The 15,992-nt window shown below is 72.7% G+C and carries 11 protein-coding genes; 1 reads left to right on the plus strand and 10 read right to left on the minus strand.

Annotated features, from left to right (window positions below; translation table 11 throughout):
- Positions 1 to 89: 89 nt before the first annotated feature.
- The 5 genes from AB0N31_RS25095 to AB0N31_RS25115 form a co-directional block, all read right to left on the minus strand.
- Positions 90 to 1,130 carry an ABC transporter permease gene (locus AB0N31_RS25095; protein ID WP_366060664.1) on the minus strand — a complete coding sequence of 347 codons (1,041 nt, stop codon included), beginning with the start codon at positions 1,128 to 1,130 and terminating at the stop codon, positions 90 to 92.
- A 465-nt stretch (positions 1,131 to 1,595) separates the two neighbouring features.
- Positions 1,596 to 3,503 carry a translational GTPase TypA gene (gene typA / locus AB0N31_RS25100; protein WP_363092453.1) on the minus strand — a complete coding sequence of 636 codons (1,908 nt, stop codon included), beginning with the start codon at positions 3,501 to 3,503 and terminating at the stop codon, positions 1,596 to 1,598.
- A 162-nt stretch (positions 3,504 to 3,665) separates the two neighbouring features.
- Positions 3,666 to 5,858 (minus strand): ABC transporter family substrate-binding protein, encoded by a 2,193-nt coding sequence (locus AB0N31_RS25105; RefSeq protein ID WP_366060665.1) that lies wholly within the window; start codon positions 5,856 to 5,858, stop codon positions 3,666 to 3,668.
- A gap of 467 nt (positions 5,859 to 6,325) precedes the next feature.
- Positions 6,326 to 7,264: a class I SAM-dependent methyltransferase gene (locus AB0N31_RS25110; protein WP_366060666.1), complete on the minus strand. Its 939-nt coding sequence runs from the start codon at positions 7,262 to 7,264 to the stop codon at positions 6,326 to 6,328.
- A gap of 186 nt (positions 7,265 to 7,450) precedes the next feature.
- Positions 7,451 to 8,617, minus strand: coding sequence for a hypothetical protein (locus AB0N31_RS25115; RefSeq protein WP_366060667.1), 1,167 nt, complete (start codon positions 8,615 to 8,617; stop codon positions 7,451 to 7,453).
- 88 nt (positions 8,618 to 8,705) lie between these two features.
- Here AB0N31_RS25115 and AB0N31_RS25120 point away from each other — a divergent pair, with 88 nt between their 5' ends.
- On the plus strand, positions 8,706 to 10,418 hold the full coding sequence (locus AB0N31_RS25120; RefSeq protein ID WP_366060668.1) for a hypothetical protein: 1,713 nt from the start codon (positions 8,706 to 8,708) through the stop codon (positions 10,416 to 10,418).
- Positions 10,419 to 10,454: 36 nt separating this feature from the next.
- Here the strand turns inward: AB0N31_RS25120 and AB0N31_RS25125 are convergent, their stop codons facing one another.
- The 5 genes from AB0N31_RS25125 to AB0N31_RS25145 form a co-directional block, all read right to left on the minus strand.
- The gene (locus AB0N31_RS25125) at positions 10,455 to 13,097 is read right to left on the minus strand and encodes a SpoIIE family protein phosphatase (RefSeq protein ID WP_366060669.1); all 2,643 of its coding nucleotides are present in this window, start codon (positions 13,095 to 13,097) and stop codon (positions 10,455 to 10,457) included.
- A gap of 327 nt (positions 13,098 to 13,424) precedes the next feature.
- Positions 13,425 to 13,832, minus strand: a complete 408-nt coding sequence (locus AB0N31_RS25130; RefSeq protein WP_366060670.1) for an ATP-binding protein — start codon at positions 13,830 to 13,832, stop codon at positions 13,425 to 13,427.
- Positions 13,833 to 14,020: 188 nt separating this feature from the next.
- Positions 14,021 to 14,461, minus strand: coding sequence for an NUDIX domain-containing protein (locus AB0N31_RS25135; RefSeq protein WP_366060671.1), 441 nt, complete (start codon positions 14,459 to 14,461; stop codon positions 14,021 to 14,023).
- Positions 14,462 to 14,515: 54 nt separating this feature from the next.
- Positions 14,516 to 14,683, minus strand: coding sequence for an SPOR domain-containing protein (locus tag AB0N31_RS25140; protein ID WP_366060672.1), 168 nt, complete (start codon positions 14,681 to 14,683; stop codon positions 14,516 to 14,518).
- A gap of 417 nt (positions 14,684 to 15,100) precedes the next feature.
- Positions 15,101 to 15,853 (minus strand): GntR family transcriptional regulator, encoded by a 753-nt coding sequence (locus AB0N31_RS25145; protein WP_366060673.1) that lies wholly within the window; start codon positions 15,851 to 15,853, stop codon positions 15,101 to 15,103.
- Positions 15,854 to 15,992: the final 139 nt, after the last annotated feature.

A 15,992-nucleotide genomic window follows, 5' to 3' on the forward strand; every position in this document is an offset into this window, starting at 1 on the left:
CTGCCTGTCGATAGTTGTCCACGAGTACTGCCTGACGGTCCGGGAGGCCCGGATCGGGGGTGGCAGTCCCCCCACCACCAACGGACGGATCAGCGTCCGGTCTTGGGGTCGAATGCGTCCCGGACGGAGTCTCCGAGAAGGTTGAACGCCAGCACGAAGACCACCATCGCCACGCCCGGGAAGACCATGAACATGGGGTCCTGCTCGTAGACCTTGGAACCGATGGCGAACATACGGCCCCAGTCCGGCGTCGGCTCGACGAAGCCGACACCGACGTACGAGAGGAAGGCGATGGAGAGGATCGTGCTCGGCAGAAGGTAGGTGCCCTGCACCAGGATCGGCGTGACGATGTTGGGCAGGATCTCCTTGCGCACGATGCGCCAGGGAGAGGCGCCCGACACCTTGGCGGCCTCGACGAACTCGCGCTCCCGCAGGGAGAGCACGGAGCTGCGCACCAGACGGGCGATGCCCATCCAGCCGAGGAACCACATCACGAGGATGATGGCGACGGCCCGCAGGTAGGTGGGGGTCTCGTCCCGCGGGGAAACGAACATCGCCGTGACGACGGGCATGAAGGCGATGAAGAACAGCTGGCTCGGGAACGCGAGGAAGAAGTCGGTGACCCGGCCCGTCCAGTAGTCGACCCTGCCGCCGAAGTAGCCGCCCACCATGCCGATGAGCACGCCGGTGACGACGCTGGCCACCGTCACGATCACCGCCATGTACAGCGAGGTGCGCATGCCGTACAGCAGCATGGTCATCACGTCACGGCCGAGCCGGGGTTCGACACCGAACCAGAAATCTCCCGACATGCCGCCGAAGGAACCGGTCGGCATGGCGAAGTCGTCGAGCAGGAAGGGGTAGTCCGGCTCCTGCGCGTACAGCGTGTACGGGTCCTTGCCGTACAGCTTGGAGACGACCGGGGCGAGCGCGGACACGGCGAAGAAGAAAATCACTACGCACGCGGAGACGACACCGGTACGGTCACGCTTGAAGCGCTGCCACATCAACTGGCCGGGAGAACGACCCTCCAGCTTCGCCTCACCCTTGTCGGGCTCAGGTGTCGACTCGAGCTGGGGGTCCAAGGCGATCGCGGGCCCGGAGCCTTCAGCCTTGGCTGGACTGGTCATGTGAGTACTTCCCCCGGGGGGTTGGAGAGTTGAGCGCAGCACAGATACCGGCAGGTTCTGTGGTTTGGGGGAACTTTCGCCAAAGTGTTCAACGCGCGTCAAGGGCGAATGACATAGGGATCTCCCTACCGCCGATATTTTGAGGAAAAATTGCAAAGATCGACACCTGCGCGCGCTTGACAGGTGAGACAATGAACGGTCATTTCGGACATACATTGACTATTTTTTGTTTACATGTCCGAAACGCGTTGGCTGGTTAACCGATAAACGGACGGCCACTCCTGTGACGCGGACAGCGGGCTCACAGGCTTCCCGCCGCGCGTTCCGGCGCACCCTCGCGGACACCCCTCCGGCCTCGCGGAAGCCGGCACCCCACCCCGCCGCACCCCATCCCGCCCCGCCGCGCGGGCACGCCGAAGTCCCGGCCCTCCGCCGAGGAGGTCCGGGACTTCGGCGTCAGGAACGTCAGCCGTGCTTGGCGCGGCTCGCGGTGCGGGCGCGGTCGCGCTGGTCGAGCACGACCTTGCGGATGCGAACCGCCTCCGGGGTCACCTCGACGCACTCGTCGTCGCGGCAGAACTCCAACGACTGCTCCAGCGACAGCTTGCGCGGCGGCACGATCGCCTCGAACGAGTCGGCCGAGGAGGACCGCATGTTCGTGAGCTTCTTCTCCTTCGTGATGTTCACGTCCATGTCGTCGGCGCGCGAGTTCTCGCCGACGATCATGCCCTCGTACACCTCGGTACCGGGCTCGGTGAACAGCACGCCGCGCTCCTGGAGGTTCGTCATCGCGAACGCGGTGACGGCACCGGCGCGGTCGGCGACCAGCGAGCCGTTGTTACGGGTCGTCAGCGTGCCGAACCACGGCTCGTGGCCCTCGTGGATGGAGTGGGCGATGCCCGTGCCGCGCGTGCCCGTCAGGAACTCGGTGCGGAAGCCGATGAGGCCGCGGGAGGGGACCACGAACTCCATGCGGACCCAGCCGGAGCCGTGGTTGGACATGTTGTCCATCCGGCCCTTGCGGACGCCCATGAGCTGCGTGACGGCGCCCATGTGCTCCTCGGGCACGTCGATCGTCATGCGCTCGACCGGCTCGTAGACCTTGCCGTCGACGAGCTTGGTGACGACCTGCGGCTTGCCGATGGTCAGCTCGAAGCCCTCGCGGCGCATCTGCTCGACCAGGATGGCCAGCGCCAGCTCGCCGCGGCCCTGCACCTCCCAGGCGTCGGGGCGCTCGGTGTCCAGGACGCGGAGGCTGACGTTACCGATCAGCTCGCGGTCGAGGCGGTCCTTGACCTGACGGGCGGTCACCTTGCGGTCCTTGACCGCGGCCTTGTTGTCGGCGCCCTTGCCGGTGCCGCCACGGCCGACCAGCGGCGAGGTGTTGGTGCCGATGGTCATCGAGATGGCCGGCTCGTCGACCGTGATGAGCGGCAGCGCGACCGGGTTCTCGGGGTCGGCGAGGGTCTCGCCGATCATGATGTCCGCGATGCCGGCGACGGCGCAGATGTCGCCCGGGCCGGCCTTCTCGGCGGGCTTGCGGGTGAGCGCCTCGGTCATCAGCAGCTCGGTGATGCGCACGTTGGCCATCGTGCCGTCACGCTTGATCCAGGTGACGGTCTGGCCCTTGCGCAGCTCGCCCTGCTCGACGCGCAGCAGCGCGATGCGGCCGAGGAAGTTGTCGGCGTCCAGGTTGGTGACGTGCGCCTGGAGCGGAGCCTCCTCGTCGTACTCCGGAGCCGGGACGTGCGACAGGATCGTGGTGAAGAACGGCTCCAGGTTGTCGCTGTCCTTCGGGACCGTGCCGTCCTCCGGCTTGGTCAGCGAGGCGACGCCGTCCCGCGCGCAGGCGTAGACGATCGGGAACTCGATCTGGTCCTCGTCGGCGTCGAGGTCGAGGAAGAGGTCGTAGGCCTCGTTGACGACCTCGTCGATGCGCGAGTCGGGGCGGTCCGTCTTGTTGATGCACAGGATGACGGGCAGGCGGGCCTGGAGGGCCTTGCGGAGCACGAAGCGGGTCTGCGGCAGCGGGCCCTCGGAGGCGTCCACCAGCAGGACGACGGCGTCGACCATCGACAGACCACGCTCGACCTCACCGCCGAAGTCGGCGTGACCGGGGGTGTCGATGATGTTGATGGTCACGACGTCCCCCCCGTCCTTGGGGTGGTACTTCACCGCCGTGTTCTTGGCGAGGATCGTGATGCCCTTCTCACGCTCCAGGTCGTTCGAGTCCATCATGCGGTCGTCGAGCGACTCTGCGGCGTGCGCGGCGAAGGCGCCGGCCTGCTTGAGCATGGCGTCGACCAGAGTCGTCTTGCCGTGGTCGACGTGGGCGACGATGGCTACGTTGCGAATGTCGTGGCGCGTGGCCATAAAGCGGCGATCTCCCGGAGTGTGAGGGCGGCCCTGCTGCGTACGTCTGTGTTACGCGGGCCCTGCCGGGCTTGACACGCCACGGCCTCACCCCATCGTACGTGGCTCGGCGGGGGACGGCCTCCGCAGGGCCGAACGGTTCATCCGGCGATCACCGCGCGCTCACTTCTGCGAAGGGCTCGCGGAGACCTTCGCGCCCTTCTTCAGGAAGCCCATGTCCTCGTAGACGGGGGTCTGGAAGCCGAAGGCACCGGCGTTGACCACGGTCTTCCGTACGGCCGTGAGCTGGGGGCGCTGGTAGAGGGGAATCGATCCGGCAGCCGCCCAGATGCGGGCGTCGGCCTTGCGGATCAGGGACCGGCCCTCCTTCTCGTCCAGGGTCGAGACCGCCTGGTCGAACAGTTGATCGATCTGGTCGGTGCCGATCCTCGTGTAGTTCTGCTCGACCCTCAGCGACCCGTCGGCGCCCGGCACCGGCTTGGCGTAGATCGGGCGGGCGTCGGTGGCCGGGAAGACGGAGGCGGGCCAGGAGTACAGGGCCAGGTCGTACTCGCCGGAGGCGATGTGGTCCTTGAAGTAGCTCTCGTCGGAGACCTTGGTGGTCTCGGTGCGGATGCCCACCTTCTCCAGCATCCGCGTGATCCGCCCGGCCACCAGGTGCAGGGACTCCGCGCCGGGGCCGGTCGGCAGCACGAACCGCAGGGTGAGCGCCTTGCCGTCCTTGGCCAGCGTCTCGCGCGCGGCACCGGCCGGGGCGGCGGTGCCCCCGGGGGCGTAGGCACCGGGCACGCCGGGCCGGTTGAGGTACTGCTTGCCGTCCTGGACGGGCCGCCTGCCGTGGTCCTCGTGGTCGCGGCGGTGGTCCGCGGGCGCCTTGCCGTCCTGACCGACGATGTACGTGCCCTCGTCGCCGCCCTCGGACTTGTCGTCGCGGTCGGACTCCTTGCCGCCCCCCGACTTCTTCTCGCCCTCGGACCCGGCGGCCTTCTCGCCCTTCTCCCCCTTGTCGACCGGGCCGCCGGCCACCCAGCCGGCGTCCGCGAGCAGCGCCTGCGCCTCCTCGGTGTCCTGGCCGCCGAGGGTGCCGCTGTTGTCGGCGTACGCGGCCTGCCCGGCGAGCGCCAGGTGGCTGCCGACCGGCTCGGCGGGCAGGCCGAGCGGCTTCAGCACCACCTTCGCCAGCTCCTTGCGGTCGATCGCCCTGGCCACCGCCCGGCGCACCCGCTCGTCGGCGAGGGGCCCGTCGGCGCCGTTGAGGGCCAGCTGTGTGTAGGCGGGCTCCAGCGACCTGCGCACCTCGTAGTCGCGCAGCTCCTTCCGCTGCCGTTCCCGGGCGGCGACGGCCCCGCGGAGCTTCTCGCGGGCGTGGACCTCCTCGTCGGACGCGTCCTCGTCGGCGCCGTCGGCGACGGCCCGGGAGCGCAGTGCCTTCGCCGCGGTGCGGCCGGTGCCGGGCCCCGAGAGCGGTCCGGCGGCGCCCGTCGCGCTGTCGATGGCGCGGGCGGCGGCCGGGTCGATCTCGGCCAGGTCGAGATCGCCGTCGGCGAGCCGGGCGGCCCGCTCGTCGTGCGGTACGGCGGTCAGCTCGATCTCGGTGAGCTTGGCGGGCCGGCCCCACCAGCGCGGGTTGCGGGTGAGCCGGATCCGGTCGTTCTCGCGGTCGACCTCCTTGACGGCGAACGGCCCGGCGGTGACCTTCAGCTTGCGCCGCGCCCCGTCGTTGAAGGCGTCGGGGGTGCCCATGACGTCCTTCGGGTACAGCGGGGAGAACAGCGACCGCCAGTCGGCGTAGGGGCGGGCGAAGGTGACCCGGACCTCCAGGTCGTTGGCGCCCCGCTCGATCTTCTCGATGCGGTCGTAGCCGGCGTTGCGGGCGGTCCAGTAGGCGCTGTCCTTGCCGGACAGGGCGCGCCACTGGGCGGCGAAGTCGGCGGCGCCGATCTCGCGGCCGTCGCTCCACACGGCCTGCTGGGCGAGCCGGTACAGGACGACCTGCTTGGGCTCGGTGTCGACGACCTCGGCGGACTCCAGGAAGTCCGGGTTCGGCCGGGGCCGCCCGGTCGCGTCGAGCCGGTACATCGACGGCAGGACGGCCTGGGCGACCCGGGTGGTGGTGGCGTCGGCGTCCGACTGGAAGGCGTTGAAGGTCTCGGGTACGGCGTCCACGGCCCAGCGCAGGGTGCCGCCGTCGGTGATCCGGTCGCGGGCGGCGGGGGCGATGTCCTGGGCCGCCGGAGGCTTGACGGCCTCGTCCTCGGAGGAGCAGCCGGACAGCAGGGAAACCGCGAGCGCGCCCGCGGTGAGGAAGGCGACCGAGCGCATGACCGCGCGGGGTCCGGGGCCGTCGTGGGACATCTCTGCTTACCTCCGGGAGCCGCGGGCGCGATGATCACTTCTGGCGGTATATGGAGCTGATCACATCTATGCGGCCACTGAAGAGGAAAGGATTCGGCAGCGGTCGACGACACGGCGACGGCGGCCGGGAAGCCCACTCGTGCGGCGCAACGCGCCCGGGACGCACCCGAGCGTCCCGGACACTCGGGTGCGTGTTCCTTCGGGTCGGCCGGCGTGCCGCGCGGCGCGCCGGCGCATGACCGTCGCCCCCGGGGCCCCTCGGCCGACGGAGGCGAGGTACGTCCTGTGCGTGCACGGCGAGCCGAGGCCGGTGCGGCGCCGGCGCGACGACCCGCCCCGGTCGGTCGGGCGCCCGGAGCGGCGGACGGGCGGCGGCGGGCTCGACGTGCGCCGCCCGTACGACCCGCCCGTACGACCCGCGCGTACGACCCGCGCGTACGACCCGCGCGTACGACCCGCCGACAGGGTCAGACGGAGGCCCGCAGATACCCCGAGTGCGCCACGCTCCCGAGGAACGTGAACCGGGTGTCGCCGGCCATGTGCTTGTCGAACGCCTCCTTGATGCCGGGCCACTTGGGGTGTCCGAAGTCGTCCAGCACGACGATGCCGCCCGGCGCGACGATCCGCTCGGCCCACTCCAGGTCCGCCGCGACACCGGCGGCGGAGTGGTCGCCGTCGACGACGATCACGCCGTAGGAGCGGTCGGAGACCAGGGCGCGCACCTCGGGGTCCTCGGAGAAGCCCTGCTGGATCCGGGTCGCGGCGCCGGCCGCGCCCGCCAGGGAGAGGTTGGTGCGCACGGCGGCCTCCCGCACCGGGGTGCCCGAGGCGTCGTCCGACATGGTGGCGCCCGGCTGCAACTGCGTGCCGGCGAGCGGGTCGACGATCGTCAGGCGGGGGTCGCGGCCGGCGCGCTCCATCATGCGGACGAGGGCCGCGCCGAACATCCCGTACAGGGTGCCGATCTCCAGCATGTCGTCGTTCGGCGGATCGAGCAGCGGTACCGCGGACAGCTTGCCGACGATGTTCATCGTGCCGCCGGCGATCCGGCCCACGCCGAGCGCCTCCAGGGCGAGGAGCAGCCGGAACGCCTGGGCGGCACTGCGCTCGGCCTCGTCCCGGTTCCCGGTCACCGCGGCCAGCTCGTCGACCAGCTGGTCCAGGTGGGTCGCGGACGGCATGCGCGCCATGCCGCGTCCGGTGCCGTCGAAGAAGAGTTCCAGGGGGCGCTGCCGGTTGCGGAGCGCCTGGAGTTCGTGCCGCATCGCGTCGAGGGAGGCGTCGGCGGTGGCGCGCCCGTTGTCGCGGACGGCGCGGCGCACCTGACGCTCGATGCGCTGGTCGATGAGTTCGGCCACCGGGCGCAGGGCCCGGCGGACGGCCTTACGGGTGAGGAGCGATCGCATCAGAGTGTGGCCCTTACAGGGATGGGAGATGTGGACGCTAGGGCGCTCACAGCCCCCGCACAACCAACGCGGGTGGCCCCGGAGGCGAAGGCCGCATGACGTCCGGGCGACGCTCCGATGGCGTCGCAGGTGGCGCGGCGACGGCCGCGCCCCACGGCACGGCGGCCCGGTCGCCGGCGCCGGGTGTCAGCGCACCCACCCGTCGCGGTACGCTGTCCAGTCCGCCTCCTCGGCCGCGAAGTCCACGTACAGCGCGACCCCGAAGTTCGCGCGGTCGGCGTCCGTGCGGGACAGGCCGAGGCGGACGCCCCGGACTCCGGCGGGGACGGTCTCGGCGTGGTTCCAGTGGCCGAACCGGTTCTCGTGGTAGAAGGGCAGGCCCATCAGCAGGTCGGTGGTGGGCGGGGTGACCTCCAACGCCAAGGAGGTCTGCTGGGCGACGTAGCCGCCGTAGGTGCTCTCCAGCGGCTGGATGGTGTCGTACGACATGACGGCGATCTGGTCGACGCGGCGGGCCACCTCGCCGAAGAACTTCTGCGACCACCACTTCGGGTGGCCGGTGGTCGTGCCCCAGAAGGAGTGGAAGCCGGGCACCGGGTCGATCTGGTGGGCGGCGACGGACAGGGGCGCGTCCTGGGCGGCGGTGACGCGGTGCAGGGCGTCGAGGAGGGTCAGGTAGTTCCGGTCGCCGGAGTGCAGGGGCTCCAGGTCGAAGTGGACCCCGTCGAATCCGGTGGCGAGGATCTCGCGCGTGGACCGTACGACGGCCGCGCGCGTCGCCGTGCGCTCCAGCCGCATGCCGTGCGGGCTCTCGCTGGCGAGCACGTCACCGAGCCAGGCCTGGACCCGGACCTCCGGCATCTCCCGGTGGACGGCGGCGATGAACCAACGGGCGTTCGGGTACGACGACCCGGGAAGCGTCCCGTCGTGCTCCAGGGGCCCGGAGTGGACGTACAGGTCGCGGATGCCGGTGTCCTTCAGACGGTCGGCCAGGGCGGTGACGTAGGCGTCCTTCTTGCGGCCGTCCACCCAGGCGTGGCCGAGCCAGAGGGCGTCCTTGCCGCGGGTGTACGTGCCGTCGGCCGGGTCGCCCGTGTAGTTGACGCGCAGGGCGGCGAGGGCGACGAGGACCGGGAGCACGAGGAGGAGGAGCGGGACGGCCAGGGCGATGCGCACCGTCCGGCGCCTCCGCCGGCGCCGGCGGAGGGCCGCCGCCTCGGCGGCCTCGTCGACCCCGGTGATCGTGTCGGTCTCGGTGGTCGTGTCGGTCTCGGTGGCCTTGTCCGCCTCGGTGGTCGGCGCGTCCGTGTCGGGCGTGGCCTCCGCGTCCGTACCGGTCGAGTGATCCGTCACCTGTTCCCTCTCCGTGTCGCCCGCCCCACGTGCCCGTCCCGGTGCATCCCGGTCGCGTGGCCGCATGGGCGGTCATACGCTCCCGAATGTGACGTCGTCCAAGCTCCGGAGCCGGCCGCGGCGGGCCGGTGCGCGGGTGTCCGTGCGGGTGCTGCACGCCGTGCTGGGCGGAGCGACGGGCATCGTGTGGCTGGTGTTGCCGGGGATGACGACACGAACGGACGTTCCGGTTGCGATCACCCGCCCCGCCGCTTCCACCGCGTCCGGCGTCTCCGCCCCGGCCGCCGCGACCGCGGAGGACGGGACGTCCACCGCCGACCTGGTCCTGCCGCTCGTCGCGGTCGGCGCGGCCGGGGCCCTCGCGGGGTACGGCTACCTGCGCCGCGTCCGCCGCGCCCGCACCCGGACGACCCCGGGCGGCGGCGCCACCCCCTCCCCGCACGCGGAGACCGACGTACCCGACGAACGGGTCCGCGCGGCCCTCGTCGCGGCCGACGACCGCGTCCGCGCCGCCCGCGACGAACTCGGCTTCGTGCGCGAGCTGTTCGGTCCGGAGGCGGTGGCGCCCTTCACCGACGCCCTGCGGGAGGCCGAGACGGAACTGGCGGCGGCCTTCCGGATGCGGCAGCGCCACGACGACGGCGTACCGCGGGACGCGGCGGCCCGGCGGCAGGCGCGGGCCGGGATCGTCGGGCGGTGCGCGGAGGCGGTGCGGCGGCTGGACGCGGCGGCCGACGGCTTCCGGCGGCTGCGGGGGCTGGAGCGGGGAGTGGGTGGGGCGCTGGGGGTCGCGGAGGCACGGTTCCGGGAGCTGACCGGTCGGACGGCGGCGGAGGCGGTCCTCGACGACGTGCGGGCGGCGTACGCGGTCACGGCGAGCGCGTCCGTCGTCGGGTACGTCGAACAGGCCAAGGACCGGCTGGTGTTCGCCACCGTCCGGCTCAACCAGGCCCGTCAGGCGGACGACTCGGGCCGTCCCGGGGAGGCGGCCCGGCACCTGCGCGCCGCCGAGGGCGCCGTCGCCCAGGCCGCCGTCCTCGTCGAGGCGGTGGAACGGACGGCCGCCGAACTGCGGGAGGCGGCCGGCCTGGTCCCGGCCGCGCTGACGGACGCGGAGGCGCGACTGGCCCCGCTGCGGGACACGGCCGGCCCCGGCGACGAGGCCTCCGCCCACCTGCTGCACGCCGACGCGGTCCTGTCCTCCGTGCGCCGGGAACTGACCTCGGACCGACCGCACGATCCCCTCGGCATGCTCCGCCGCATCACGACCGCCACCTCGCGAGCGGCCTCCGGCCGAACCGACGCCCCCACGGGCCCGGTGCCGGCCGGAGGACAACCCGACGCGCCCCCGAAGCCGGCGCCGGGCGCAGGACGTCCCGAGGCGCCCCCGAACCCGTCGTCGGCCCCGGAGCGGGCCGGCGTGGCCGGGGTCGTCGGCCGGCTCGTCGCGCGCAGTGCCACCGCCGCGGCGGACGACTTCGTCGCGACGCACCGGGGGGCGGTCGGCGCCGCCCCCCGTACCCGCCTCGCGGAGGCCCGTCGTCTGCTGGCCGCGGGCGACGGCACGGGGGCCGACGCCCTGGCGCTGGAGGCCCTCGCCCTGGCCGAACAGGACGTGCGGGTCCGGGGCAACCCGTATACCGCGCCACCGTCCGCCCCCGACGCGGCCCGCCCGGCGCCCACGGCCGGTACGGCCGGTACGGCCGGTGCCGTCCTGGGCGGCATCCTCCCCGCCGACGACCCGGAGAACGCCGATCCGGCGGGCTTCGCGGGACGAACGCCCCCGACACCGCCCGGGTAGGGGCGACGCGCCGGGACGGTCCGGCGGGACCGCCCGTCAGAACAGACTCAGCAACGCCTCCGCCGGGTCCGCGAGGCCCGTCTCGCCGCCGGGCAGCGGGAGTTCGAACCAGACCGTCTTGCCCCGGGGGGTACGGCGGGAGCCCCAGGCCGCGGAGAGCAGGCCGACGAGCTGGAGGCCCCGGCCGCCCTCGTCGGTGTCGCGGGCGCGACGGCGGCGCGGCTGGACGAGGCCCGCGTCCCACACCTCGCAGACCAGCGTGCGGTCCAGCAGCAGCCGCAGTCTGATCTCGCCCTCGCCGTAGCGGAGCGCGTTCGTCACGAGTTCGCTGACGAGGAGTTCCGCGGTGTCGACCAGCGGTTCCATGTCCCAGCCGATCAGCTGTCCGCGGGCGTACTCGCGGGCCCGGCCCACGCTGCGCGGCTCGCGCGGCAGGGTCCAGTCGCCGACGGACTCGGCGGGCAGGCCCTGGACGCGGGCCATCAGCAGCGCGATGTCGTCCTCGCCGTGGTGGGTGTCGAGGGTGCTGAGGACGTGGTCGCAGACGTCCTCCAGGGGGCTCGCGGGGTCCGTCAGGGCGCCCACGAAGGCCTGGAGGCCCTCGTCGAGGGGGTGGTCGCGGGATTCGACGAGTCCGTCCGTGTAGAGGGCGAGCAGCGCGCCCTCGGGGAGTTCGACCTCGACCTCCTCGAAGGGCTCCCCGCCGACGCCGAGCGGCATGCCGGGCGGCACGTCGAGCATCAGCGCGGCCTCGCCGGGTTCGACCAGCACGGGCGGCAGATGGCCCGCGTTGGCGAAGGTGCACCTGCGGGTCACCGAGTCGTACACGGCGTACACGCAGGTCGCCAGGTACACCTCGGACAGGTCGGCCTCGCGGGGCCGGCGGGCGGCGCGGGTGGCCTGCTGGACGCCGCCGGGGGCGCCGAGGCCGCGCGCGATCTCGTCCAACGCGGAGAGCACCTCGGCCGGTTCCAGGTCGAGGAGGGCGAGGGTCCGTACGGCGGTGCGGAGTTCTCCCATCGCGACCGCCGCCCGCAGTCCGCGCCCCATCACGTCCCCGACGACCAACGCCGTACGGTGGCCGGGGAGTTCGATGACGTCGAACCAGTCGCCGCCGACCTCGCTGGGGCGGCCCGAGGCGACGCTGCCGGGCAGGTAGCGGCAGGCGATGTCCAGGCCGGAGGCGACCGGGTCGCCCGGCGGCAGCAGCGACCGCTGGAGCATCAGGGCCCGCTCGTGCTCACGCCGGTACAGCCGCGCGTTGTCGATGCAGACCGCCGCCCGCGCCGCCAGTTCCACCGCGAGGTCCCGGTCCCGGTCCCCGAAGGGCTCGCTGCCCTTCGTCCGCGAGAACTGCGCGAGGCCCACGACCGTGTCGTGCGCGACCATCGGAACGGCGAGGGTGGACTGCACGAGGCCGCCCTCCTCGCCGGGGATGGTCCCGGGACGTGCGGTGCGCAGGGCGTCCGCGCAGGGCGAGTTGAACGGGAAGTGGTGGACCGCGCCGACCGCGACGGCCGTACCGCTGCCGGGGAACGGCGCGTCGGACACGGCGGACGAGAAGGCGACGCGGCGCAGTTCGGCGCTGCCGTCGGCGAGGCCGGGCGGGGTCTCGTCGCCGGCGAGGAGCCCCTGGTAGAGGTCGACGGTGGCCAGGTCGCAGAACCCGGGCACGACGACGTCGAGGAGTTCGCGCGCGGTGGTCTCGAGATCGAGGGAGTTCCCTATGCGGGCCCCCGCCTCGTTGAGCAGGGCGAGATTGCGCCGTGCGGCGGCGGCCTCGCGGGCGGCCGCGCGGCGGGCGGTGATGTCGACGCCGAGCCAGGCGACGCCGATCGGCCGGCCGGAACCGCTGTGCACGCGGTACAGGTTGATGGACCAGTGCCGGCGTTCCTCGGAGTCCGGCACGAAGCCCGTGACGTGCATGTCCGTGATGGAGTCGCCGGTCTCCAGCACCCGGCGCAGCACGGCGCTGACCCGCTCTGCCTCGGGCCTCGGCAGATAGTCCTGAACGCCCTTGCCGCGGTGGTCGTCGGGGGTGCCGCCGAAGATGGACGCGAACCGCTCGTTGGCCCGGCGGACCCGCAGTTCGGGGTCGATCAGCAGGAAGCCGAACGGGGATTGACCGAATATGGCCTGCGAGGCGGCCAGGTCGGTCTCGATGCTGCGCAGGGTGCGGACGTCGACGACGATGCAGACGGCGGCCTTCTCGCCCTCCTGGGTGCGCGTCGGCATGACGTACACCTCGGCCAGGCCCTGTTCGCGGCGCGCCCCGTCCCCGGTGGCGGGCAGCCGGAAGGGGACGACACCGGTCCACTCGCGGCCGTCGAGGATCTCGGCCATCTTCCGCTGGCCGCGCTCGCGCTGGCCGGCGTCGATGAACGCGTCGATCGGGTCCATGCCGACGGCCCGGCCGGCGGGGATGCCGAAGATCTGCTCGGCGCGCAGACTCCACTGGTCGACGAGTCCGTCGGGGCCGATCGAGAAGGAGGCGACCTTGATGTAGTCGTAGATGGAGCCGGGCGGACTGCTCTGCCACACCGCGTCACCGGCCGGCGTCTCGCCCTCGCCGTCGGCAGGGGTGCGTCCGGCGTCGCCCGCGCGCGCACCCGCGGTCCTCGCCCTCGCGCCGTCCGACGGGTCCTCGGACTCCGTGGCCTTCGCTGGTATCTCGCTCACGCGAACCGTCCCCTCCAGCTCACCGCGCCCGGCACCGGTCACCGGTTGCGGCTGCCCGCAGTATCCAGCACTACGGCGCCGCACGACACGGTGTTCACGATCACAGCACGGTCCAGGCTTTTTTCGGACCGTCCCGCGACAACACTCCCAGTCTTCTAACCAGCGGACACGTCGTCGAACCACCCCGGACCGCATGGTTCGCCGGACTGGTGTCCGGGCGGTCGCCGGCGGGACCGCGAAAGCCCGGATTCCCGGCCCGGATCGGGCCTCGAAACGGGCCCGGTCCGGGCATCGCTCCCGGCCTCCGGATCCGTGCGGGCGCGTACGTCAGCCGGGGACCGCCAGTTCGAACCACACCGTCTTGCCCGTGCCGCCGGGCCGGCTCCCCCAGCGGCGCGAGGAGGAGGCGACCAGTTGCAGTCCGCGGCCGCTCTCGTCCTCGGGCCGGGCGGCACGCTCGCGGGGCGGGTCCGGCACCGGGTCGGAGACCTCCACGAGCAGCACCTCGGGGAGACCGGCGGGCCGCACCAGGCGGACTCCGATGGGACCGGTGGCGTGCCGCAGGGCGTTCGTCACGAGCTCGCTGACCAGCAGGGCGGCGATGTCACCGAGGCTGTCGAGGCCCCAGCGGCACAACTGCCCCCGTACCGCGGCCCGGGCGGCGCGCACCGCACCGGCTTCCGCGGGGAACGTCCACCCGGCGCAGTCGCCTTCGGTGTCGATCACGCCGATCACTTCCCGGGCCGGCGAAGCACACCCGCATCCGATTAAGGGGCGTCGATGGCGATATACCCGTTATGCGGCACGAAGTACCGCGCAGGACGGCGCAGGGTGGCGCCGAGGGTGCGAGGAGAGCGCGCGGGAGGGAGTGACGACGATGGGGTGACGGTGATGGGGTGCGGGCGGCGACGGAGCGGCGGCGATCAGCGCGGGTCGGCCGCCGTCTCCGGCGGCTCCCCGGCTCCGGCGCCCAGCCGCGCGGCCACCTCCCGTACCGCCGGGAGGTCCTGGTCGAGCCAGTCGACGTCCCAGATCTCCTCCGGCGCGAGCCAGCGCAGGCCGTCGTGGTCCTGGAGGGGGGCGGGAGGGGCGGAGGCGGGCTCCAGACGGGCGGTCCACACCTGCAGGGCGTAGGGCGGCCTCAGCGGCCACTCCCCCGGGACGCGCTCCAGGGCTCTTGCGTCGACGCCGAGTTCCTCGCGCAGTTCGCGGACGAGGGCCTCCTCGGGCCGCTCGCCCGGCTCCACCTTGCCGCCGGGCAGTTCCCAGCGCCCGGAGAGTTCGGGGGGTGCGCTGCGGCGTGCGGCGAGCAGGCGGCCGCCGTCGAGGAGGGCGGCTCCGACCACCACGATCCGTTCCGTCATGCGCGGGAGCCTACGGGAGCGGTCGGGGCGTCGGTTCCGTGCGCCGTTGCCGCGCTAGGCGATGTGTTCGACCCAGTAGAGCTGCTTGTGGCCGCGGCTGTCGAGGCTGTCCGCGATCTTCTGGGCCTCGGCGCGGGTCGCGTACCGGCCGACGCGGTAGCGATTGCCGTTGTCGTCCTGGCGTATGACGAGCCAGGGCAGAGAGACCGTGCCGTCGTTCATCGCGCCCCACGCCCCCTTCTCGCCCCGGCCGGGTCGGATCCCGTCCGTGGCGCGACCCGCGTCCCGCCCTGTGAGGAAACCGCAATCCGCATATGCCCGAGCGTACGCCCAACCTTTACGGAGCGAATACGGCTTTTCACAAACAGGTACGCAACCAGCCAACGCGCAGGGGGCGCACGGGACCGAACGCGCCGCCCGCCCACCGCGATGTCTCCGGTCGGCGCGCTGCCGGGCACCGGCGGTCGACCTGCGGGAACGTGCGAGAACGACCGGATTCCGACGGCCCGCGGACGGCCACGCGGCGGGCCGTTTCCGGGGGCAACTGCCAGGGGGGTGTGCGCTGTCACCGCAGAGGCGTGCGTCACTTCACCCCGCACCCGGGCGGCGCCCGCCGGCACACCGGGACGGGGCGGGCGGCTATCTCACCGGCAGGTGGTAGGAGACCCGGTAGCGGTCGGCGGGGATGACCACGTCCGCCGTCTCGACCGCGCGGCCGGAGGCGTAGTAGGTGCGCTGGACGACCAGGACGACGTGCCCCGGCACGCCGCCCAGGGCGAGGAGTTCCTCCGCGAGGCCGGGACGGGCGCCGACGTCCTCGGTGACGTTGTCCACGACGACGTCGATGGCGCGCATGCGCTCGACCACGCCCATGCCGCCGAGCGGTCCCTCCTCGGGCAGCAGGACGGGCGTGCGGCCGGTGACCGCGAGGGGCTCCCAGGAGGTGGAGAGCATCATCGCCTCACCGGCCTCCCGGAACACGTACTTGGTGCGCATCACGCGGTCGCCGGGCTTGATGCCGAGCCGCTCCGCCACGGCCCGGCCGGCCTCCACCTGCTCACTGCCGGACTGCCAGGTGCCGCGCGCCCGGGCGTCCGCCTGCTCCTGCCGGAACGGGGTCGCGCCGGACTCCGGGCGGTACCCGGAGCGGGCGATCCGGCGCGGCACCGGACGCTCGCGCACGTACGTCCCCGAACCGGAGCGGCCCTCGACCAGGCCCTCCGCCATCAGCACCTTGCGCGCCTCCAGCGCGACGGTGTCGGAGACGCCGTACTCCTCGCGGATGCGGGCCTGGGACGGGAGGCGGGCGTGCGGTGGCAGCGAGCCGTCGACGATCTGCTTGCGGAGATCGCCCGCGACCCGCAGGTACGCAGGCTGCTCACCGAATGTCACTGGCCGCTCCCATCAGATTGTACAGACAGCAACAGCGTGGCAACCATCAGTTGTCCCGTGCAAGCAAAGGCCAGAGAATCACTCGATGTGATGACTTATCCCGGGGAGGGGCTTTACGCAGGCGGTTTCTCCCCGCTAT

This window comes from Streptomyces sp. NPDC051051, assembly GCF_040682975.1.
Lineage (GTDB): Bacteria > Actinomycetota > Actinomycetes > Streptomycetales > Streptomycetaceae > Streptomyces.